At 31.5% G+C, this 22823-nt stretch carries 20 protein-coding genes; 5 read left to right on the top strand and 15 right to left on the bottom strand.

Features of this window, described 5'->3' with window-relative positions; translation table 11 throughout:
- Positions 1-7 precede the first annotated feature (7 nt).
- The 3 genes from uvrB to A9G31_RS11605 all read right to left on the bottom strand — a co-directional run bounded on the left by uvrB (position 8) and on the right by A9G31_RS11605 (position 4665).
- The gene (gene uvrB / locus A9G31_RS04945; RefSeq protein ID WP_065560704.1) at positions 8-2011 is read right to left on the bottom strand and encodes an excinuclease ABC subunit UvrB; all 2004 of its coding nucleotides are present in this window, start codon (positions 2009-2011) and stop codon (positions 8-10) included.
- 383 nt (positions 2012-2394) lie between these two features.
- Positions 2395-3867, bottom strand: coding sequence for a molybdate ABC transporter ATP-binding protein ModF (gene modF / locus A9G31_RS11600; protein ID WP_065560705.1), 1473 nt, complete (start codon positions 3865-3867; stop codon positions 2395-2397).
- A gap of 15 nt (positions 3868-3882) precedes the next feature.
- Positions 3883-4665: a TOBE domain-containing protein gene (locus A9G31_RS11605; protein ID WP_034912100.1), complete on the bottom strand. Its 783-nt coding sequence runs from the start codon at positions 4663-4665 to the stop codon at positions 3883-3885.
- A 280-nt stretch (positions 4666-4945) separates the two neighbouring features.
- Between A9G31_RS11605 and modA the strand changes: the two genes are divergently transcribed.
- The 3 genes from modA to modC are packed head-to-tail and all read left to right on the top strand — an operon-like array spanning position 4946 to position 7105.
- Positions 4946-5701, top strand: coding sequence for a molybdate ABC transporter substrate-binding protein (gene modA / locus A9G31_RS04960; protein ID WP_442902671.1), 756 nt, complete (start codon positions 4946-4948; stop codon positions 5699-5701).
- A gap of 28 nt (positions 5702-5729) precedes the next feature.
- Positions 5730-6419, top strand: a complete 690-nt coding sequence (gene modB, locus A9G31_RS04965; protein WP_034912084.1) for a molybdate ABC transporter permease subunit — start codon at positions 5730-5732, stop codon at positions 6417-6419.
- 5 nt (positions 6420-6424) lie between these two features.
- A complete protein-coding gene (modC, locus tag A9G31_RS04970) occupies positions 6425-7105 on the top strand; it encodes a molybdenum ABC transporter ATP-binding protein (protein ID WP_065560706.1) in 681 nt (226 codons plus the stop codon).
- Here the strand turns inward: modC and A9G31_RS04975 are convergent.
- The 4 genes from A9G31_RS04975 to A9G31_RS04990 form a co-directional block, all read right to left on the bottom strand.
- Entirely contained in the window at positions 7084-7836 is a 753-nt protein-coding gene (locus A9G31_RS04975; RefSeq protein WP_218056377.1) for a UDP-2,3-diacylglucosamine diphosphatase, read from the bottom strand. The two genes, modC and A9G31_RS04975, sit on opposite strands and share 22 nt — an antisense overlap.
- Positions 7829-8320: a peptidylprolyl isomerase B gene (gene ppiB, locus A9G31_RS04980; RefSeq protein ID WP_065560708.1), complete on the bottom strand. Its 492-nt coding sequence runs from the start codon at positions 8318-8320 to the stop codon at positions 7829-7831. Before ppiB ends, A9G31_RS04975 begins: the two co-directional genes overlap by 8 nt.
- 64 nt (positions 8321-8384) lie before the next feature.
- Positions 8385-9236 (bottom strand): bifunctional methylenetetrahydrofolate dehydrogenase/methenyltetrahydrofolate cyclohydrolase FolD, encoded by an 852-nt coding sequence (gene folD, locus A9G31_RS04985; RefSeq protein WP_065560709.1) that lies wholly within the window; start codon positions 9234-9236, stop codon positions 8385-8387.
- A 63-nt stretch (positions 9237-9299) separates the two neighbouring features.
- Positions 9300-9989, bottom strand: coding sequence for a DUF2884 family protein (locus tag A9G31_RS04990; protein WP_065560710.1), 690 nt, complete (start codon positions 9987-9989; stop codon positions 9300-9302).
- Between the two features lie 449 nt (positions 9990-10438).
- On the opposite strand from A9G31_RS04990, the gene A9G31_RS04995 reads away from it, so the two are divergent.
- Complete coding sequence (locus tag A9G31_RS04995; RefSeq protein ID WP_034912061.1) at positions 10439-10705, top strand: GrxA family glutaredoxin; 267 nt, start codon at positions 10439-10441, stop codon at positions 10703-10705.
- A 61-nt stretch (positions 10706-10766) separates the two neighbouring features.
- On the opposite strand, the gene tsaB is transcribed toward A9G31_RS04995, so the two are convergent.
- The 4 genes from tsaB to A9G31_RS05015 form a co-directional block, all read right to left on the bottom strand.
- Positions 10767-11447: a tRNA (adenosine(37)-N6)-threonylcarbamoyltransferase complex dimerization subunit type 1 TsaB gene (gene tsaB, locus A9G31_RS05000; protein WP_065560711.1), complete on the bottom strand. Its 681-nt coding sequence runs from the start codon at positions 11445-11447 to the stop codon at positions 10767-10769.
- Between the two features lie 22 nt (positions 11448-11469).
- Entirely contained in the window at positions 11470-13380 is a 1911-nt protein-coding gene (locus A9G31_RS05005) for an ATP-dependent DNA helicase (protein WP_065560712.1), read from the bottom strand.
- A gap of 297 nt (positions 13381-13677) precedes the next feature.
- Positions 13678-14652, bottom strand: a complete 975-nt coding sequence (locus A9G31_RS05010; RefSeq protein ID WP_065560713.1) for a glycosyltransferase family 8 protein — start codon at positions 14650-14652, stop codon at positions 13678-13680.
- A gap of 11 nt (positions 14653-14663) precedes the next feature.
- Positions 14664-15641 (bottom strand): glycosyltransferase family 8 protein, encoded by a 978-nt coding sequence (locus A9G31_RS05015; protein WP_081299348.1) that lies wholly within the window; start codon positions 15639-15641, stop codon positions 14664-14666.
- 147 nt (positions 15642-15788) lie between these two features.
- Between A9G31_RS05015 and A9G31_RS05020 the strand changes: the two genes are divergently transcribed.
- Entirely contained in the window at positions 15789-16739 is a 951-nt protein-coding gene (locus A9G31_RS05020; protein ID WP_081299349.1) for a glycosyltransferase family 8 protein, read from the top strand.
- 11 nt (positions 16740-16750) lie between these two features.
- On the opposite strand, the gene A9G31_RS05025 is transcribed toward A9G31_RS05020, so the two are convergent.
- The 4 genes from A9G31_RS05025 to msbA (A9G31_RS05040) form a co-directional block, all read right to left on the bottom strand.
- Positions 16751-17962 (bottom strand): glycosyltransferase family 9 protein, encoded by a 1212-nt coding sequence (locus A9G31_RS05025; RefSeq protein ID WP_065560714.1) that lies wholly within the window; start codon positions 17960-17962, stop codon positions 16751-16753.
- Positions 17963-17990: 28 nt separating this feature from the next.
- Entirely contained in the window at positions 17991-19040 is a 1050-nt protein-coding gene (locus A9G31_RS05030; protein WP_176700356.1) for a glycosyltransferase family 9 protein, read from the bottom strand.
- A gap of 136 nt (positions 19041-19176) precedes the next feature.
- Entirely contained in the window at positions 19177-20949 is a 1773-nt protein-coding gene (gene msbA / locus A9G31_RS05035) for a lipid A ABC transporter ATP-binding protein/permease MsbA (protein ID WP_065560716.1), read from the bottom strand.
- Between the two features lie 13 nt (positions 20950-20962).
- Positions 20963-22699, bottom strand: coding sequence for a lipid A export permease/ATP-binding protein MsbA (msbA, locus tag A9G31_RS05040; protein WP_065560717.1), 1737 nt, complete (start codon positions 22697-22699; stop codon positions 20963-20965).
- Between the last annotated feature and the right edge of the window lie 124 nt (positions 22700-22823).

A 22823-nucleotide genomic window follows, 5' to 3' on the forward strand; every position in this document is an offset into this window, starting at 1 on the left:
TGAGTTATTAAGAAACTTTAATAAAATCAGAGCGCAATTTTTTTATTTCATCACGCAATACACTAGCTTTTTCAAATTCAAGATTCTTAGCTGCTTCGTACATCATTGCTTCAAGCTCTTTTACTTTTGCCTGTACGTCTTTAACTGAGAGATATTGATAAGGTTTGCCTGGTTCGAATGCTTGTACTTTGGCTGTTGATTTTTTAGTACTTAAACCTGCCTCTAATACGTCTTTAATTTCTTTGCGTACTGATTTTGGTGTAATGCCGTGTGCTGTATTAAAGTCTTCCTGTTTTTTACGACGACGGGCAGTTTCATCAATCGTTTTTTGCATAGCAGGGGTTATTCTATCAGCATATAATATGGCTTTACCATTTACATTACGCGCTGCACGCCCTACTGTTTGAATTAGTGAACTTTCTGAACGTAAAAAACCTTCGCGATCAGCATCCAATATTGCTATTAGTGAGACTTCAGGTATATCTAAACCTTCTCGCAATAAGTTAATGCCCACAAGTACATCAACTTTACCTAAACGTAGGTCACGAATAATTTCCATACGTTCAACCGTATTGATGTCTGAATGCAAATATTTTACAGTTATATTATGTTCTGACAGATAATCAGTTAAGTTTTCTGCCATACGTTTAGTTAATGTGGTCACTAAAACACGCTCTTGGTTATTGATACGAATTTTGATTTCAGATAATAGATCATCAACCTGCGTTGCAACTGGTCGAACTTCGATAATAGGATCTAATAAACCTGTAGGTCTAACTACTTGTTCAATAATTTCATTACCTGATTTTTCAATCTCGTATTTAGCTGGTGTTGCTGACACATAAATAGTTTGTGGCATGATGTTTTCAAATTCAGCAAATTTTAACGGTCGATTGTCTAGTGCTGATGGCAACCGAAAGCCATATTCAACCAGATTAAGTTTACGTGAACGGTCACCATTATACATTGCTCCTAATTGTGGAATAGCCACGTGAGATTCGTCAATAAAAAGTAATCCATCAGGTGGCAAATAATCAAATAAGGTTGCTGGCGGATCGCCCGGATTACGCTGAGCTAAAAAGCGTGAATAGTTTTCAATCCCAGAGCAATACCCCAATTCGGTCATCATTTCAATATCAAATAATGTCCGCTGAGTTAAACGTTGCTCCTCTAATAGACGATTATTGTCTAACAGAACTTTTTGACGTTCTTTAAGCTCTTGCTTTATTTGCGCAATAGCGTTTTCCATAATGTTTCTTGGTGTGACATAGTGCGTTTTTGGATAAATTGTTATCCGCGATACTTCATTTATGCTATTACCTGTAAGCGGATCAAACATAACAATTCGATCGACTTCATCATCAAATAACTCTACGCGCACAGCAAGATCGTCTGAATCAGCTGGAAAAATATCTATAACATCTCCTCGAACACGAAATGTACCACGACTAAAACCTATTTCATTACGAGTGTATTGCAATTCAGCTAATCGAGTTAAGATTGAACGCTGATCGGTTATGGTGCCTTTTGTTAGGTGTAATATCATCGACATATAGGTTTCTGGTGCTCCTAAACCATAAATAGCCGACACCGAAGCAACAATTACAACATCACGTCGTTCTAGTAGTGATTTAGTGGCAGAAAGACGCATTTGTTCTATATGTTCATTGATTGACGCATCTTTTTCAATAAATGTATCGGTTGACGGTACATAAGATTCAGGTTGATAGTAATCATAATAAGATACGAAGTATTCAACCGCATTTTCAGGGAAAAAGGCTTTCATTTCACCATATAGCTGAGCGGCTAATGTTTTATTTGGTGCTAAAATAATTGTGGGGCGATTATGTTTAGCAATAACATTTGCCATGGTAAATGTTTTACCTGATCCGGTTACGCCTAATAGTGTTTGATGTGCAATCCCATCATCAAGATTTTGATTAATTCTTTTTATTGCTTCTGGCTGATCACCGGCTGGCTTAAATTCGGAACATAATTTAAATTTTTTCATTACATCGCAACCTAATATTTTACCTATTAATAAAAATTATCCCCAAAAGGGCTTGACCTTTTAAAATTTCCTATTTTTTGTTCAATTAACATTTTTATTTATAAAAAAGGCAACTAATTTATAACTTGATTTGTAATAACTCATTGATAAAAAACAATAAATTATTTCATGATTAAGTTACAATCAAATTAAGAAAAATCCTGATAGTTACTGAGGTTAGCGCTTTTTTCAATAAAATACTCACAGAGTTATCCACAGGCAACGGGGATAACTTTATAAGTATAGTCTTTATAAACTTTTTTCAATTATCAAGATAAAATTTCAAAAAAAAATCCCTTTTATTTTAATGTTTATTTCTATCTTTAACATTATATTTGATAGTTTTAACTAATCATTCGATTTAGCTGTTCGATTTGATATTGATAGCTATGATCCAAGTTTTGGATGAAAGTCAATCGGTGAGTGATGCATTTTGGCGCATCTTCTGCGTGATGAGACACAAATAACAACTGTGTGTACCCTTCACTAATTAAACGATCTATCCAACGTTTTACTAATTCTCGATTAAGATGATCGAGCCCTTGCAATGGTTCATCTAAAATAAGCAGTGTTGGATGTTTAACCAACGCTCTGGCAATCAATACTAATCTTTGTTGCCCCCAAGAAAGCGATTGAAAGGGTTTATCCGCCTGCGTTTGTAACCCTAGTAATTGTAGCCATTCATCAGCCAATTTAGCTTGTTTATCACTGGTAGCTTGGTAGACACCAATCGAATCAAAATAGCCTGACAATAACACAGTTTTAACGCTAGAACTAACTCGATAAGCCAAATGTAAGCTGCTACTAACATAACCAATATGGCGTTTAATATCCCAAATTGTTTCCCCCGAACCTCGTTTACGACCAAATAAAGTGAGATCATTACTATACCCTTGTGGATGATCGCCAGTTATTAAACTTAATAACGTTGATTTACCTGCGCCATTAGGTCCAACTATTTGCCAATTTTGTTTGGCTTTTACTCGCCAAGTTAATCCATTAATGATTGCTTTATCATCATAATATACATAACCATTATTTAATATGACTCGATCTAATTGATCAGCTAATTGAGTTGGTGGTTCGTCGGCTTCTGGTAATGGCATATTGGAAATATTTTCCAAATCCGCTAATTGCTTAACAGTTGTATCGTTTAATATTGTATCTTTTGTATCAATTTTCAATAGTTGGCAGTCGGCTAGTATGCCAATATTTTCAATAAAAGTAGGAATTTCATTAAATCGATTTAAAACAAGGACAATTGTGATACCTTGCTTAGCAAGATCTGCTAGTATTTCGGCTAAGTTTTCACGTGATGTCACATCTAAGCCATCAAAAGGCTCATCTAATATCAGAAAATCAGGTTGCTGCATCAAAACTCGACAGATTAAGGCTTTGCGTGTTTCACCAGTTGAAAGGTATTTAAAGCGTTTCGTTAATAGGTGTTCAATTCCAAATTGTGTTGCTAATTTTTGGCAAAGTACTTGATTAAAATTATTTTCTTGTATAATTTGCTGAGTGGTTAATCCTGTATCGTTTTCACCTTCGCTTAGCATATCTGTATTATTGCGTTTCCATTCATCATCAATTAGTTTTTGTAGCTGTTCAAACGATATGTGTGCTATGGAGTTAAATTGATTAATTACTTTGCCTGATAATAATGTTTGCTCACCAGCCAATGCTTTAACTAGTATAGATTTACCGCTGCCATTACGCCCCACAAATGCAACATTACTGCCTTGATTTATTGTAAGTGATTCAATAGTAAAAACTAGGTAGTCACTAATTTTAAAATGTGCGTTTTCTATTTGTAGCATGATAACCTCATATTGCTAAACTAATGTCGCAACAATAATATTTTGTGGATTAATAAATAGTTTTGATTGTTTGCCTGTAGCTAAGGCCGACTTTTTTACTTCACTGGCTAATTTGTTAGCATAAAGCACTATGCCAGAAGATAGTGTAAAAGCAATTTCACTCCAAATGCCATCAGTAGTGATTTTTTGAACGGTAACCGACAAGCAGTTTTCGTTCTCGATTTCATTTTTTAATTCAATTAATGGAGCTTTAATTAACAGCAATACTGTTTTGTCCGTACTCAACTTTAGCCGTTCAATACTTGATTGAGTAATGTAAACTTTTAACTCAGTTTGATTATCACTAAGTAGCACTGTAATAAAACCAGCAACATCATTTGTTTGAATCTGCTTAACCGTACCATATAATTGATTTCGTGCACTGGTTTGTAATGATAGTCTAGCTGTAGCTTTTAAAATATCATCTAAAGGTACTTTGTCATCATTTAGTATGTTAAAAGCATTTTGTTGTAGCTGAGTTAATAGATCATAGAGTTGGATAAATCTAACTGCATAAGCACTCAGTTTAGTGCCTCCTCCATTTTTACCACCAATTGCAGTAATTAAAAAAGGTTTAGGTGCTAATTTACTTATTTCATTAATGGCATCCCATGCGGTTTTATAACTAATACCAATTTGCTTGGCAGCCTGACTTAATGACCCCGTCTGTTCAATTGCTTTTAATAACGCAATACGCCTTGGATCAGTAAATAACTGCTGTTTTATATTTAACGTTAATAAAATTTCAGGAGAAAACATAATTTAACACCATGAAGAACCGACTAATCAATTTGGAAGAGATAATAGTGATTATTGTAGACCCTTTTTGGCATTCCTTCAAAACTTGTTAAAAATCTTGTTGATTATCATATCGTATCAGCTTAAATGAATTTTAATTGTACTTTATATATAAATTCTGCTAGAATCGATATGTTATATTTTATATAACGGTCATTTAATAATTTGCCAAATAACATAATAAATCATAATAATCAATTGGATAAATAATATTAACAGTTAAAATTAACTCAATTTTATTGTGAGGAACAGAATGAAAAAAATTATTGGAATTATCTTAATGATGGCAATGACTTTTTCAGTTTCAGCTGCTGAAAAAATGACTATATTTGCCGCTGCCTCATTGACTAATGCTATGCAAGATATCGCTGCATCTTATAAAGCAGAACATAAAGATGCAAATATTGTATTCTCATTTGCTTCATCATCAGTATTAGCTAAACAGATTGAACAAGGTGCACCTGCGGATATATTTATGTCAGCAGATCAAAAGTGGATGACTTATCTTATTGAGCATAATTTAACTAAAAATAAACACGATTTATTAAAAAATACATTGGTGCTTATTGCTCCCCAAAATTCACATTTAGAGAATGTTTCAATTAATAAAAATACCAATTGGGAAATTATTTTACCTAAAGGTGAAAGAATAGCTATTGGTGATCCTGATCATGTACCAGCAGGGATGTATGCAAAAGAATCATTAACTAATTTAGGGGTATTTAATAAATTATCGCCACAATTTGCTCCTGCAAGTAATGTAAGAGACGCTTTGGTACTAGTTGAGCGTAATGAAGCTGCGCTTGGTATTGTATATAGTACCGATGCTAAAATAAGCAATAAGGTAAAAATAATTGGATCCTTTCCTGATGATACATTTAAGTCTATCGAATATCCCATCACTTTGTTGAATCAAAAAGCAACTGATTTTTATAAATATTTAAATTCACCACAAGCTAAAGCTATTTTTGAAAAATATGGATTTATAACCAAGTAATTTAATAAGTAAATAATTTTATAAAACTATGTTATTAACTGAATTTGAATGGCAAACCTTGCTACTTAGTTTAAAGATAGCCGCCACAGCAATTGGTTTTAGTTTGCCAATAGGCATTTTAACCGCTTGGATATTGGCACGCTGTCAATTTTTTGGTAAATCGCTATTTGATAGCCTCGTGCATCTTCCTCTTGTTTTACCACCAGTTGTTTTAGGTTATTTGTTGTTAATAACCATGGGACGACGTAGCGTTATTGGCGAGTGGTTGAGTAGCCATTTAAATATTAGCTTTAGCTTTAATTGGCAAGGTGCAGCTTTAGCTTCGGCAGTAGTTGCATTTCCATTAATGGTGCGTTCAATTCACTTAGCCATTGAATCAATTGATACACGCCTTGAAAACGTTGCTCGGACTCTTGGCGCCCATAAGTGGCGAGTTTTTATAACTATTACTTTACCATTAGCCTTTCCTGGTATTCTTATGGGAATTGTATTGGGTTTTGCCCGTTGCTTAGGGGAATTTGGTGCAACCATCACTTTTGTGTCAAATATTCAAGATGAAACTCGCACCTTACCATTAGCAATGTATACTTTGCTACAAATTCCCAATGGTGAACAAGGTGCATTACGACTGTGTATTATTTCGGTTGTGTTATCACTAATCGCACTTTTTTTATCCGAATTGTTAAATCGATGGCATAAAAAGAAGTTAGCAGGATAATCAATATGTTAAAAATAGATGTTCGCAAACAACTTGCTTCGTTTTCGTTCCAATTCAATCATGAGATAGCCTGCCAAGGGGTTATTGCTATTTTAGGCGTTTCTGGCTCGGGAAAATCCACACTAGTAAACCTTGTTAATGGATTAATTAAACCTGATCAAGGCCAAATCCAGTTGAATGGCTTACCACTAGTTGATTGCGATAAACACCTTTTTGTTGCTCCTGAAAATCGGCATATTGGTACCGTTTTTCAAGATGCATTACTTTTCCCTCATTATAAAGTTATTAAAAATCTGATTTATGGTGCTAAAAATTTCAAGCAATCAAGATTTGATGAAATAGTTAATGTACTTAATATCCGACCATTATTAAATCGTTATCCGGCCATGTTATCTGGTGGAGAAAAACAGCGAGTAGCAATTGGTCGAGCACTATTAACCAACCCTTCATTACTATTAATGGACGAACCCCTTTCAGCTCTTGATATGCCAAGAAAAAAAGAATTGTTAATTTATATTAACAAATTAACTAATGAGCTAAATATACCCATTATTTATGTAACACATAATATTAATGAAGTTAAACAAATAGCCGATAATGTTGCAATTTTAGATCAAGGCAAGCTGATTGAGTTTGGTAAGACCGAACATGTTTTACAAAGTGACTATTTAAAAGAATGGTTATAAAGTTCTAAAGTATTACTATTCTCCTCTTGTTTAATATATGTCACGCCATCATGCCAAGCACCAAGCACCGCACGAGTTGCAGTGTTGCCTTCAATTTGAAAATGATGTACAGCAGGTTTATGTGTATGACCGTGCACCATAATATCTGCATTATGTTTAACCATCATTTCAATAACTGCTCGCTGATTCACATCCATGATATTTTCAGATTTAAGTTGATTATGTTGACTACTTTTTTTCCGTAACTTAGCTGCAATTTTCAACCGAATAAAAAGAGGTAAAAATAAAAATAATTTTTGAAGCCATTTATTATGCATAACTTTTCGGAAAGTTTGATATTGATGGTCGTCAATACACAGTAAATCACCATGTAAAAAAATAATGTTTTTTCCTTGATTAGGAAGACTATTAATCTCAGGCAGTAAGGTCATTTCGCATTGTTGTGCATACTTTTTTCCCAATAAAAAATCACGATTACCATGAACGAAATATTTTCTTATATTACGTTTTGATAAGGCTTGTAAAGCTTGCGCAATTTGATAATGTAAGTTTGTTTTTACATCATCCCCAACCCAGTAATCAAAAAGGTCGCCTAGAATGTAAAGCTCGCAGTTGTCGGGCAAAGTATCCAAAAAAGACAAAAAGCCTGCGGTTATATTAATATAACCTGAAGCAGGCTCATTATCTGCTAAATGGATATCAGCAATAAAATAACGAACAGGATTATTCAACCGTGACACTCGTAATAATAACATCTTCAACAGGAACATCAGAATACATACCACTGCGCCCTGTTTTAACAGTTTTTATTTTATCAACCACATCAAGCCCATCAACAACTTGTGCAAAAACACAATAGCCATAACCATTAATGTCCGCAGAGCGAAAGTTGAGATAATCATTATCAACCACGTTGATAAAAAATTGCGCAGTTGCCGAATGAGGATCTGATGTACGTGCCATTGCTAAAGTACCACGTTCATTTTTTAGACCGTTATTTGCTTCGTTTTTAATTGGTGATTTTGTCTTTTTTTGGTTCATTCCAGGCTCAAAACCACCACCTTGAATCATGAAATTATTAATAACACGATGAAATATTGTGTTGTTATAAAAGCCTTCTTTGCAATATTCAACAAAATTTTTAACAGTCTCTGGCGCCTTATCATCAAAAGTTTTGATTTTAATATCACCTAAATTAGTGTGAAATATGATCATTGCATAATCCTTTTTTTAATATATATCTTTCGAATAAAATTTAGTAAATCTTAATTAATATAAATTATTTACCAAATTTTTCACATGCTTCTAGTGTATTGCTCATTAACATAGCAACAGTCATTGGACCAACACCACCAGGAACAGGTGTGATCCATCCAGCTCTTTTAACAGCAACATCAAACTCTACATCACCTGCAAGTTTACCATCTGGCAAACGATTGATACCAACATCAATGACGATTGCACCTGGCTTTATCCACTCACCCTTAACATAATTAGCAATGCCTACTCCCGCAACAACAATATCCGCATTGCTAACATGTTTTGCTAAATCAATAGTACGACTATGGGTAATGGTTGTTGTGCAACCTAATAATAATAACTCTAATGCCATTGGACGACCCACAATGCTTGATGCTCCTACAACGGTAGCATTTAAACCTGACAGATTTATGCCGGTGGATTCTAGCATTTTGACTACGCCATAAGGAGTACATGGTCGCAAGATTGGATCACGCTGTAGCAAGTGTCCAATATTATATGGGTGAAAACCATCAACATCTTTACTTGGATCTATACGTTCAAGAACCTTTGTTTTATCAATATTATCAGGTAAAGGCAGTTGTACTAAAATACCATGCACATCTAAACGTTGATTTAGTTCATCAATTAATGCTAATAATTCATCGGTGGTCGTCGAGGTAAAGTCATAAGCAAATGAAACAAAACCAACATCATCACAAGCCTTTTGCTTATTTTTAACATAGATTTTTGATGCAGGGTCTGAACCGACTTGAATTACAGCTAATCCTGGGACTGATAGTCCTTTTTCAATACGCATTTTGACTTTATTAGCAATTTCAGTTCGTATTTGTTGTGCTAATACTTTCCCATCAATTATATGTGCAGTCATAAGCTTCCGTTTAACTATCTTATTAGAGGTATCATTTTCGCAAAAGTTTTTATTAATGTCTATTTAGTTATGAATTGATTGATTAAGTTGATTCAATATTTGTTTGTATTGAGCATCAATATCTGTAATAACTGAACAAATATGAGCATCAAAAGCTTTTAATTTAGGTTTTTGAGCCTTCCATTCATTTTTAGAAATTTGTTTAATTGCTCCATAATTTTTAAAAAATTCGAAATGCAAAATACTTCCGCCCACAACATTATAAAAAATGCGTTGACCAATATCTTCTCCATCTTTTTTTATATTATTAAAATGTCGGTAAAAAAATCGCGTATTACCATTTTCAGTAATAATTGATGCATGTAACAATTTGACTAAACGTTTATATAATTTGTTTAACTCGCTTTTTAGCTCATTATCATCGCCCAATTGATTTTTTATTGCTTTTTCAAAAGTTTCTTTAACTTCAGTTAAAAGGCTTAATGATTGTTGTTCAAGCAGTGGTAACTGTTGACGTAAATCTTGTTGAAATTGAATCAATTTTTTTTGTAATAATGGATTAAGTGATACCGTTTCTTTATTTAATATGGTATTACCATTTGGCATGATGATTAAATCATTCTTTTTATCAAAAACATGCACACTTTCTCTACTTATCGTAATGTCATAACTGGGCTTAATCCCACACTCTTTTTTAGCAGCGAATACGGTGATAGGTAACAACAAAGCAATCAATATCAATTTTTTTAACATATTCATATCCAACTAGTTTATCTATGAAGATTATAACGTCTACCTGAAAATAAACATAATAAAGTTGAACTTATGTTGTGATTGGAAAAACAAACAAGTCAAGATTAGCACAAGCTATTTTTGAATGATTTTTACAGAAATAGAACTATCTTTTTGTCTGAAAGTTAAAAGGTTGTTAAATTATGTTTATATTAGGTGTTTAGTTTTTTGATATCAAGTTTAATGAAGTATTAAGTGATAAATTTAAAAAATGCTAGCTTTCTGAATAATAATTCTAAATTATGAAAAAATAAGCAAATAGATTTAACTTTTCAAACATAAAACCAGATTAGCTTTTCAAGCCCAATATCAATAGGTATAATCTATTTAATCAACTATATTTAACAACTTTTTTTTAATTTAAAGTAACGTATAGTATCTATTTGTGAAATAATTTATTCGAGGTAAAAATGTATACTGTAATTTTTGGTCGTCAAGGTTGTCCTTATTGTGTTCGAGCTAAAGAACTAGCAGAAAAACTTTCTCAAGAGCGTGATGATTTTTCTTATCGTTATGTTGATATTAATGCAGAAGGCATTACTAAAGAAGATCTGTCTAAAAGTGTAGGTAAACCTGTTGAAACAGTACCACAAATCTTTATTGATGAAAAACCAATCGGTGGTTGTACTGATTTTGAAGCTTATGCAAAAGAGCATTTAGGCTTATTTAAAGAATAATGTAAACTAGTGAATTAAATTCAAGCCACCGTTTGGTGGCTTTTTTAATGTTTACTTGTTATTAACGACCTGGTAGTTTTTTCCAAGTAACCTCGTTACGTAAATAAGTTGGTTCTACTTCCTCAACATTAACTACTTCATTCTTTAACCATTTATTCTTAGCAAGAACGACTAGATCTTGTGCGTGAGGTAATAAAATATCACTTTGCCTTATTCCTTTAATCATATCTGGATAAGTTTGCCAACCAGTGCCAGCACAATAACTATCATTACCTATATTTTCCACTTTTTCTATTACTTTTTCAGGTGCAATTACACATTCTGGAATAACTGTTTGCCATTGATTATTGCTGTAAAAGTATTGCCCTAAATAGACTTCCCCCATTCTGGCATCAATTGTAGCAATGACTTTTGTGGCTTTTTGTGTTCGATATACACCTTGAGCCAAGGTCATCAACGTTGAAACTCCGATCATTGGTTTCTCAATGCCTAATGCTAAACCTTGTGCAACACCAATGCCAATTCTAACACCAGTAAAACTACCAGGTCCTTGTCCAAAGGCTATGGCATCAACTTGAGCAAGTGAACAATCTGATAGTGCAAGAAGCTTATCCACCATTGGTAATATTTGCTTAGTATGATCGCGTGCTGATATGATGAAATCATGAGTGATTTCATTACGGTAAATTAAAGCTACCGAACATGCTTCTGTTGAGGTATCAATAGCTAAGATAGTACTCATTTCTTTTCCAAAATATTTAAGTTTATAAGTTAGATTTAGATAATAAAAAATTAATAACTTTATTTACATCTCGTGTTCTTGGCGATGGAGGTAAACTATTAATAAAGGTTGCACCGTAAGGTCTCATAACCAAGCGATTGTCACAAATAATAATTGCTCCGCGGTCATTATGATGGCGAATTAGTCGACCTACTCCTTGTTTTAAAGTAATAACAGCTTCAGGTAATTGCACATCATTAAATGCATCTCCACCTTGCATTTGGCAATCCTCCATACGAGCTTTTATTAAAGGATCGTCTGGAGATGTAAATGGTAATTTATCTATAATAACACAAGATAAGGTATCGCCCCGAACATCAATACCTTCCCAAAAACTACTGGTAGCAATTAATAAGGCGTTTCCGCTATGTATAAATTGCTCAAGTAATTTTACTTTACTTGTTTCACCTTGTACTAATACTGGTAATTTGGTGAGTTCTTTAAACTGTTTTGCTAAAGCATTCATCATGGCATAAGAAGTACATAGGAAGAAACAACGCCCATTGTTTGCTTCAATAACTGGCAATAATATATCGACCAATTTTTCAGCATTACCTTGTTCATTAGGAGAAGGAATATAACGCGGAACACACATGACAGTTTGATGTAAATAATCAAATGGGCTTTCTAAAATAAGGGACTCGGCATTTGTGAGACCAAGGCGCTTAGTAAAATAATCTAATTTATTATCAACAGACAAAGTTGCCGAGGTAAAAATCCAACTACCTTTACGTTGTGCTAATAGTTCAGAGAATTTATCGGCCACTGACAATGGCGTTATCGCAAAAACAAAATAATTATAAGTACATTCATACCAATAACTAAACCCAGTTACATATGTTTCACTTAATTTTTTTAATAAGCTGATGTATTGATTTACTCGTTCAAAGCAGTTATCTAATGCAGTAGATCGTCCTATTGCCAACATTAAAACCTCACGACAAAAATCTAATGCATCAAAAAGATAAGATAACTCTTTTTTTATTGCTTGCTGTTTGAATAACACTCGCAAATTACCTTTAGGTGGTTGCTGATTAATTGCAATACGCAAATCTTGAACACTTTTTTGCAATTTATCTGCACACTGCTGTAGCTGAGACATATCTTTTACTTCAGTGCGATAGCTAAGCGTTATCTCTTTTGCAAGTTCTAGTAGCTGACGACTAGTTAACTGTTGTCCAAAATAGTGACAAGCCAGATCTGGTAACTGATGGGCTTCATCAAAAATCATTACATCAGCCTTAGGGATAAGCTCACCAAAACCTGTATCTTTTACCACAACATCGGCTAAAAATAGATGGTGATTAACAACCACAATATCCGCATTTAAAGCACGCTTACGAGCCTTAACAACATAACAATCATTATAATGTTCGCAGTCACTTCCAAGACAGCTTTCGTTTGTACTGGTTAATACGGGCCAAATTGGGTTTTCTTCCGTGACAGTTATACATTTGCTAATATCTCCATCTTTGGTTTTAATTGACCAATTTTTGACACGAACTAAATCAACACGTAAATCTTTATCAAGATCTCCTGCAGCTGCATATTGATTATACAATCGTTCTAAACAAAGATAATTCGATCTACCTTTAAGAAGAGATATTTTGCCAGTGTAATTTAATGCTTTTTTGATAATAGGCAGATCTTTACTAAAAAGTTGATCTTGTAGATTCTTGGATCCCGTGGAAAGTATTACTTTCTTTTCACTACGTAAAGCGGGCACTAAATAAGCGAATGTTTTACCTGTTCCAGTTCCAGCCTCAACAACAAGAGGCTGTTGCTTATTTATTGACTCTGAGACTTTACTTGCCATGTTTCGTTGTGGCTCTCTTGCCACAAATCCATCAATAGCTTTAGCCAATAAACCATTCTCAGAAAAATCATCAATCACTTAAAATATACCTAATAAAAAGCTAAGTTCAACACACCAATAAAATTAAGAAAATATATTCTAAGAAAAATAAAACGTTATGAAAACATAATGACTCATTTCAAAAATGAGATGAATTTATTATTGCTGAATTGAATAGTTAACAATACAAATAATTGCCGTACTATACCAGTAACCAAGAAAAAAAGATATATAGCTATATTTTAAGATGAATACGGTTGTTTTTTTATTTTGAACATCACCCATTAAAAATAGATAATGTTCAATGCTTAAAAAGCCAAAGAATCAATAATAAATTTATTTTGTCAATTTGGTTTTCAAGTAAATTAAATAATGCTTAATTCCCGATAAATATTTTTTCTGTTTAAACATTAATCGAGAATAGGCTCGTATTGAAGATGTTTTCTTTCGGCTATATAAAGGTAAAGTATTATTTCTCCATGGAGACTTTTCCAAATAATAATCAAATAATCTTGAACGATAAGGCTGATGCCAAGGTTTATTTTTAGTTATGTAATGAATTAAAACAGTATCGTCTGGAACATTAGAATCTTCATTACCATTTATTGATAGCGCCAATAATTTATTATATTTTTTTTCTAATATAATTCTTTTTTCACCTACACAAATATTTAATACATCTTGATCTGGATAATGATATTTATCACCATTATTTAATAACTTTAATGTCTTAGAAGTAATGTCTTCCTGACACCAAAGAGTTATGTTAATTAACATAACTCCAGAATTGAAATATGTCCCATATATTATGTTATATTTATCACACTGAGACTGTTGCATATAGGGCTCATCAGCAACAGCAGCAACAATTGCAGAATGTAAATTAACTTCATTAATAAAATTTAATTTTTTAAGGCAAAGTGTATCACTATCAATATAAAGCAATCTTTCAGCTATATCTTTTAAAATTATTGGAGCTATTAATCGAACACAAGCTGATATAGGAAATTGTTCAGTATTCTTTTGATCAATTTTAAATTCATCATTAATAACATATTCAGTTATAGAAGCATTATCGGAGTTGATTGTTGCCAATTTTTTTCTATTTTCTTCCGAAACATTATGAGTAAAAATATGAAAATGAATCTGATTATTTTTATTATTTTCAATAACTGAAACAATATCTACACCTGCTGATAGAGCGTAGTTATTATCAAAACATAAAAGAATATGTAATACATTTTCATTATTCGAAAAAACACATGATAATAATTCATTTTTTTTGTTAATAAACTTTTCAACATTAATCACAACATTATTCCTTAACGTCTTTTGAACGCTTTATGTTTCAAATAAAGTAGATAATACTTCAATGCAGAAAAATATTTATGCTGACTAGCAAGTAATTTAGCATATCTTCTGGTGGTTGACGGGGCATTTTCATTAGCTAGCAATAATTTATCGTTTGCCCAACAAGAAGACTCTATATAATGTTGATAAATAGGTGTCAAATATAGTTTATACCAAGGTTTATTACCGGTGACATAATGAATAATCACAGCATCATTGCCAATAAGATTATCTTCTTTTCCACCCGCAGTTAGCGCAGTAAGATAATTAAAACGTCTAGGTAAGAATACTGTTTTACCTTGCATTAAAATATTTAGGACATCTTGATCTGCAAATTTATAAACTTTACCACTGTTAATCATCGCAAAAGCTTTTTCAGTAAGGTTATTTTGCACCCACATATCTGTATTAATATATATCATTCCAGCATTAAAGTATTCACCATAAGGAATATTACAGCTAGCACACTGTTTTTCTTGGGTTTTTTCCAAATCAGGGACAACCGCAGAATATTTATCAGTTAAATCAATATTAATTAATTCATTAAGGTTACTTGTACACAGTACATCACAATCTAAATATAAAACTCGAGAAGTTACTTTATTTAGTATCTGTGGCACAACAAATCGTAAGCAAGTTGAAGCAGAAACATGTAAAACTAAAGTATCTGGATTAATTGAAAAATTATCACTAATTTCATAACAAATTATGGTAATATTTTCTTTATTTAATTGATTAAATCTTATAATTTTCTCGCTAGATACATTATTGGCAAATAAATGGAATACAAGATTTTTATCTGAATTATTCAAAATTACTGAAGACATAGCAATACCTGCAGGCATTGCATAGTTATCATCAAAACAAAATGCTATATGTACGGTATCAAAAGATTCTACGGTATTGTTAAATAGTGTTTTGATTTTGCTGATAAAAATATTTTCTTTCATCTTATGCCAATTTTTCGATTATGTTAAAAAAGATTAAGGCATTGTAACATATGTTAAATTAAACAATGAAGTAATAATAAATTTTATATTGACATATTGATTTAATAATGACTAAATAACAAAGTTAAGTTTTAAAGAGTATTAGAAATGAATAATAGGATTAATATTGCATACTGTAGTGATTCAAATTATCTTGAACATGTAGCTGTATCTATTACCTCTATTATACTTAACAATATGGATCATAATATTCATTTCCATGTCTTTTTATATGATGTCGTACCAGAAGAACAACATAAGTTACAAAAAATAAGTCCTTCAATCACAATTTATTCGATTTCAACAGATGAGCTAAATAAATATTCAGATCTTCCGAATAATAAAATAAAGCATATTAACCGATCGATGTATATTCGATTATCAGTTCCAAGACTATTATATGGTAAAGTTGATAAATTTATTTATTTGGATGCGGATACCTTATGCTTTTCTGACCTATCACCAATTTTAAATATAAATATAGACTCGGTCATTTGTGCTGTAACACAAGACTCATTAGATAAAGAAAATATGAACAAGAACCAAAAAAGGTTGGAACTTACCTCTCAAAGTTATTTCAACTCTGGTTTTTTATACATTAATGTTAATAATTGGATGGATTTTGATACAGAAAATAAAGCAAATAAGATATTGCTGTCCGCAGAAAAAAAACATTTAATTTATCCAGATCAAGATGCACTAAATATAGTTTTACAGCATCAAGTTCTATTTATAGATACTAACTGGAATTATCTATTTACTTGGATGAACGATAAGCAAAAAGAAAGATTCTTTTACAATAAAGAATCTTTACCTTTTATCATTCATTTTACTGGTGCCAGAAAGATGTGGTATCAAGAACATAAAGGGCTCGCGCAAGATATTTATAGTTTCTATAAACACTTCACTCCTTGGGCAAATAGTCCACTTAAAAGTTATAAACATAAAATGCGCGTTAATGATTATCGGATTTATGCAAAAAACCACATAAGAGATAGAAAAATCATAAATGGTTTTAAGTATTATCTGCTTTATTTAATTCATAAATTTAAAAATTAGCTATTCTTAATTTAAATATATTCTTTTATAGATTTTACTAATATATCGGGATTAATTGTTTTCACACTATTAGAATAAAAAACAATTTGTTTGCTGTTTATGTCGTTAGGAGACCAAATATCCTTATTTATTTGTAAATCGAGATTAGGGTTATGCTTTTTTATATAGGCTTTATCTAAAAATAAATCTTGTAGTAAATATTTATAATTACTAAACTCTCGACTATAAATAGATTTCAAATTATCCGGTTTAGGAAGTAATGGCTCCATATAGATTGAAATACACTTAGTCGAAAATGCGGAAGCCACATGCACAATAGATGTGTCAACACTAATAACTAAATCAGCTTTTTTTATTAAAGGAAAAACATCTAAAATTGAGGGAGATTGAAATTTAATGGTGCTGGGTATACACAATTTATCAAAATTTCCACCTTGTCCAATTATTACAATTCTATATTCTTGATAGTAGCTTTTAAATAAATTACACAACATTAAAATCTGAAGTTCTGATAAACAACGATAATCAGAGCCTCCATAAGGATTAATTACCACGAATTTTTCTTTTGGTTTAATATTGTTATTAATAAAAAGATCAACATCTTTATCTTTTATTGAATCAATAAAGATATCATAACCAAATGAATCATAATTTATATCAAGATAGTCTAAATAATATTTTAATTGATTTGTAACATGTTCCGTCGTTTTATAATAAGGTAAAGAAATATTGAATGATTTAATATTACTTTTGTTATAGCTGAGTAGATGTGAAGTTTTAACAAAAATACAAAAAAACAAATGTCTTAAGTCTAATCGTCTGTGAAATCTTGCGTCGATAGCCAAATCAAATTGATGTTTTCTAATGATTTTAAGTGATCTCATTAACTTACTAAAAGTTCCATCATCATATAAAAAACAATCAGTTACATAAGGGTTATTACTTAAAATTTCTAAACTATTTTTTCTTGAAGACACATATACTTTATATCCTGCCATAGATAAATATCGAATAAATGGCGTTGTAACTATCATATCGCCAATACAATCATTTCTTATAACAAGAACTTTTTTAACTGAACAAGGAATTAATGAATTTTTTTTACTTCGTAAAAATATAGTAAATAAAGATAAAAATTTTATAAATATAAAATATTTAATTTTTTTCGTAATAAAATTACGTTTCCAGTTTAATTGTCGAAATTTCTGATTTAGACTCGTCAAAATAATTCCTATTTATCAAATAAATTATCTATTTATAGTTTTTTATCTCTAGTTTCAATTGTTCAAGCATAATGCTCATATCAAGGTTAGCTATTGGATCACCAAGTCCTGTACCAAGGTTATCATTAGTAAATATTTGTATTGCATTGGAATAATTTGGTCCCCATACAAAATTATTAATAAATTGTTTATCAATAATCCTATTATTATAGACGCAAATCATTCTTATATTATAAATTGAAGCAATATGTACTATAGAAGTGTCAACAGAAATCACTAAAGTTGAATATTTAACTAACGCCACTGTGTCAAAAAAAGACGGTAATGGGTTTATAATAATATTTTTTTTAGCTTCAATATGAGAAATTTTATTAGGTTCACCCACCACAATTGTTGTGCAATCATCATATTGTGATAAGAAAGATAAAGTCTTATCAATTTGATAGTTAGAAAAACTTCTAGCTTCATTTGAACCATAAGGATTAAAAATAATTATTTTTCTATTTGATTCAATTATAGGCTTAATAAAATTTCTTACAAACTGCTCATTATCGGTTGGAATATTAATGTAATACTGTATCGGTTCAGATTGAATATTCATTAATTGAAGTATTTTCTGACTTCTTGTTGAAACATGAGACGTATACTCGTGATAAGATATTGACGTATCATACAATTTATATTTTTCTTGATTGAAGCCAATTGTATGCAATGGGCTGATAGCTTGAATGATTTGACAACGCCTTACACTATTGTGGCCTTTATCAACAAGGTCAATTGCAACATCAATTCTTGTGCTCTGTAATTGTTCTTTTAATTGTTTTATACTTTTTTTTCTATCGTAGAATAAAACACCATCCACTGAAATAAAATGCTCAAAAAGAAAGGCGATCCTTTTTTCTACGATAACATAAACCTTAAGCCCATTTTCTCGAAGGGACTTAATTAAATAGGAAGTAACTATCGCATCGCCAATTCCTTGATCATTCATAAGAATTGCTACAGAATGATACTCATCTGGATGAAATATAGATCTTACCTTTTTTTTTCGATTTAACCAGGCTAATTTAATAGCCAATTTAAACGGTTTTACCTTTAAATTTCTTTGCCTATTTAAGTACCTAATACATTCTAGTAATTTGTTTATCATATTCCCTTCAATACCTTATCATGCAAAAAATATTTATATCTGAGCTTGTAAAACTCCTTTTATGTTAGCTTGTAAAATTTCCTTGATATAATTTTGCATATAATCCATTCATCGATAACAATTCTTCATGATTACCTTGCTCAACAATCTTCCCGCTATCAATAACAAGTATTTTATCTGCGTTTTCAATCGTTGATAGGCGATGGGCAATAACTATTGATGTACGCCCTTTTTGTAAATCTTCTAAAGCTTTTTGTATTGCTTGCTCTGACTCAGTATCTAATGCCGAAGTTGCCTCATCAAGCACTAATATAGGTGTGTCTCTTAACAAAGCTCTTGCTATAGCAATGCGTTGACGCTGACCACCAGATAATAATACTCCACTTTCTCCAACGACTGTATCAAATCCATTTTCGAGCCCTTTTATAAAATCATAAGCATAAGCTTTTCTAGCAGCTTCTTCTATTTGATCTTGGGAGTATTCACCAACTCGTCCATAAGCAATATTATTAGCGACAGTATCATTAAACAAATGAACATTTTGCGAAACTAGTCCAATTTGGTTGCGCAAACTATATAAAGTAAAATCTTGGATTTTATAATTATCAATCAAAATTTCGCCGCTACTTATATCATAAAAACGAGTTAGCAAACTTGCGATAGTTGTCTTTCCGGAACCTGATCTTCCAACTAAAGCAATCGTTTTATATGGTTCTACTGAAAAATTGATATCTTGCAAAACTGGCTCTTGTCTAGTTTCATAAGTAAAACCAACATGCTTAAACTCAATATTCCCTTTGACTCGATCAATATTGATTTGGCCATTATCTCTTTCGATTGGTTGTTCAAAAATAGCAAATAAAGTTTGACAGGCAGCCATTCCTTTCTGAAATTCGGCATTAACACTGGTTAAACTCTTTATCGGTTGCATTAATGCAACTAGTGACGAAAAAACTACCGTAAACTGACCTGGAGTAATACTTAAATCAGGATTACTCGCCATTAATAAGACAAAAGCAATAGCAAACGAGATGATAAGTTGTACAATTGGCGTTGATAATGCTGAAATAGAAACTAACCTCATACCATCACGACGAAATTTATTATTCACTTTATCAAAGCTTCTTGATTCTTCATCTTGGGCACCAAAAATGATAATCTCACGATGACCTTTCAGCATTTGTTCAACAGACATGGTTACACTACCCATCGAATTTTGCATATTTTTGGCTAACCGTCTAAATTTCACAGAAATAAAAGTAATTAGTCCAATAACAATTGGCGTAATGATGATTAATGATAAAGACAACTGCCAGCTATTGGTGAACATAGTATAAAATAATCCACAAATAAAAGCAGATTCACGTACTATAGTTATTAAAGCATCAGAGGAAGAAGAAGCAACTTGATCAGTATCATAGGTTATCCGCGATAATAATCTTCCAGTTGAATTTTGATCATAATAACTTACAGGAGCATCAACAAAATGATTAAAAAGACGCTGCCGAATTTCAAGAACAATTTTAGTTGAAATTAACGACAATAAGAAAGCATATCCATAATTTGCAACACCACGAAGTAACACTAATCCGAAAATATACAACGGCGCCATCATTAAAAAATGCTGATCATTTTCTACAAACCCTTTATCCAACAACGGTTGTAACAAGGCTATGAGTGAGGTATCCGCAAAAGCGCTAAGAATAAGTAATATTATTGATAAAAAAAGAATAAATTTATGTTTAGCAATATAAGGCCATAATTTAGCGAATGTTTTCCAAGTTGATGAGTCTTGATCAATATAATTATTTATTGATTGATTATTATTTTTTTTCATAATATATTTTTAATTAAGCGTTAAATTGTAATTGATGCATTTTGGCATAAAGACCATTTTTTAGTAACAAAGCTTTATGAGTGCCTTCCTCAATTATTTTACCTTCATCAATAACTAAAATACGATCTGCTCGTTCAATTGTTGATAAACGATGCGCAATAATAATAGAAGTGCGGTTTTTTTGTAAATGTTCTATTGCTTGTTGCACTAATCGTTCAGATTCATTATCTAAAGCTGATGTTGCTTCATCAAAAATCAAAATTGGATTATTACGCAATAATACCCTAGCAATTGCAATTCTCTGACGTTGTCCACCTGATAATAAAACACCATTATCACCTATTTCAGTATTCAAACCATGTTTTAGTTTATCAATAAACTCCATAGCATTCGCTTGTATTGCTGCATTTATAATATCTTGTTGGCTATAATTATTTTTTGCTCCATAAGCTATATTTTCAGCTATCGTTCCATTAAATAAATGGACCTGCTGAGAAACATACCCTATTTGATTACGTAATGATTTAAGAGTGTACTTTTTGATATCCACAGAATCTATCAATATTTCACCTATTGAAATATCATAAAATCGTGGCAATAAACTAGCTATAGTTGATTTACCCGCTCCAGAACGACCAACTAAAGCAATAGTTTCACCCTCTTTAATTTTAAAACTGATATTATTTAAAGATGGTGATGTTCTTGTTGGATATGTATATGTTACTTGATGAAATTCAATACTACCTTTTGCCCTTTCTAAATCAATAGTTCCATTATCTTCTTCAATAGGTGAATTTAAAAGACCAAAAAGTGACTCACAGGCCACTGAACCTTTTTGCAATTCAAGATGTACACTAGTTAGCTCTCTCAAAGGACGCATTACAGCAACCATAGCCGAAAAAACAACCGTAAAAGAACCTGGAGTAATATCAAGTGTTTGACTTGCAACAAGAAACAAAATTAATCCTAAAGCCAATGTAGCAACCAATTGAATTATCGGTGTTGATAACCCCGAAACAAGTACGATTTTTAAGATACTTTTCCTGAAAAGTTTATTGATTGAATAAAAATTATTTTTTTCATATTTTTGAGCATTAAAAATTAAAATTTCTTTATGGCCTTTTAGCATTTCATCTGCTGCAGTAGTAATAGTCCCTATCCCTTTTTGCATAGAAACAAGTGCATGGCGAAATTTTTTTGCAATAAATTGAGCAATAAAAATAACTAATGGCACAACAACAATTAACACTAAAGCAAGTTTCCAATTACCATAAAACATCACTATACATAAACCTATAGCATAGGCTATTTCTCTAACTAAAATAATAAGCGCATCTGATGATGCTTTTGATAATAGCTGAGTATTATAGGTTATTACAGTAACAAGTTCTCCAATTGGGTTCTTATCAAGAAAACTAATAGGACTCTTTACTAGATGGTCGAAAATTAATTGCCTAAATTTAGTCACGACTTTCCCCGACAACCAAGATAAACAATATGTAGAACAATAATTTGACAAACCACGCAATGCAATTAAACCAATAATACCAATTGAAAAAAGAATTAATAACTCATAGTTCTTATCCATCAACCCATTATCTAATAATGGTTTTGTTAACGAAATTAAAGTTGCATCGGTTGCAGCATTGAATAAAAGGGCAATAACAGCAACAATTAAAGCTTTTTTATGCGGATAAATAAACGGCCACAATTGTTTTATGGTATTTAATGAGCTATATTTATTGGACATAACAGATATAAAAAGTTAATTAGATCATAGATTATACTATACATAATCTATGAATTTAAAATTTTATTACAATTCTTTTTCAACTAGAAAAATTTTGTTTTATCTATATAATAAACTTTGAATC

This window comes from Gilliamella sp. Gris1-4 (genome assembly GCF_001690335.1).
GTDB classification, from domain to species: Bacteria; Pseudomonadota; Gammaproteobacteria; order Enterobacterales; family Orbaceae; genus Gilliamella; species Gilliamella apicola_P.

Excerpts from the sequence above, each read along its gene's own strand:
- uvrB (WP_065560704.1), bottom strand. The coding sequence starts at position 2,011 with ATGAAAAAATTTAAATTATGTTCCGAATTTAAGCCAGCCGGTGATCAG.
- modF (WP_065560705.1), bottom strand. The coding sequence starts at position 3,867 with ATGCTACAAATAGAAAACGCACATTTTAAAATTAGTGACTACCTAGTT.
- A9G31_RS11605 (WP_034912100.1), bottom strand. The coding sequence starts at position 4,665 with ATGTTTTCTCCTGAAATTTTATTAACGTTAAATATAAAACAGCAGTTA.
- modB (WP_034912084.1), top strand. The coding sequence starts at position 5,730 with ATGTTATTAACTGAATTTGAATGGCAAACCTTGCTACTTAGTTTAAAG.
- modC (WP_065560706.1), top strand. The coding sequence starts at position 6,425 with ATGTTAAAAATAGATGTTCGCAAACAACTTGCTTCGTTTTCGTTCCAA.
- ppiB (WP_065560708.1), bottom strand. The coding sequence starts at position 8,320 with ATGATCATATTTCACACTAATTTAGGTGATATTAAAATCAAAACTTTT.
- folD (WP_065560709.1), bottom strand. The coding sequence starts at position 9,236 with ATGACTGCACATATAATTGATGGGAAAGTATTAGCACAACAAATACGA.
- A9G31_RS04990 (WP_065560710.1), bottom strand. The coding sequence starts at position 9,989 with ATGTTAAAAAAATTGATATTGATTGCTTTGTTGTTACCTATCACCGTA.
- A9G31_RS04995 (WP_034912061.1), top strand. The coding sequence starts at position 10,439 with ATGTATACTGTAATTTTTGGTCGTCAAGGTTGTCCTTATTGTGTTCGA.
- tsaB (WP_065560711.1), bottom strand. The coding sequence starts at position 11,447 with ATGAGTACTATCTTAGCTATTGATACCTCAACAGAAGCATGTTCGGTA.
- A9G31_RS05015 (WP_081299348.1), bottom strand. The coding sequence starts at position 15,641 with ATGAAAGAAAATATTTTTATCAGCAAAATCAAAACACTATTTAACAAT.
- A9G31_RS05020 (WP_081299349.1), top strand. The coding sequence starts at position 15,789 with ATGAATAATAGGATTAATATTGCATACTGTAGTGATTCAAATTATCTT.
- msbA (WP_065560716.1), bottom strand. The coding sequence starts at position 20,949 with ATGAAAAAAAATAATAATCAATCAATAAATAATTATATTGATCAAGAC.
- msbA (WP_065560717.1), bottom strand. The coding sequence starts at position 22,699 with ATGTCCAATAAATATAGCTCATTAAATACCATAAAACAATTGTGGCCG.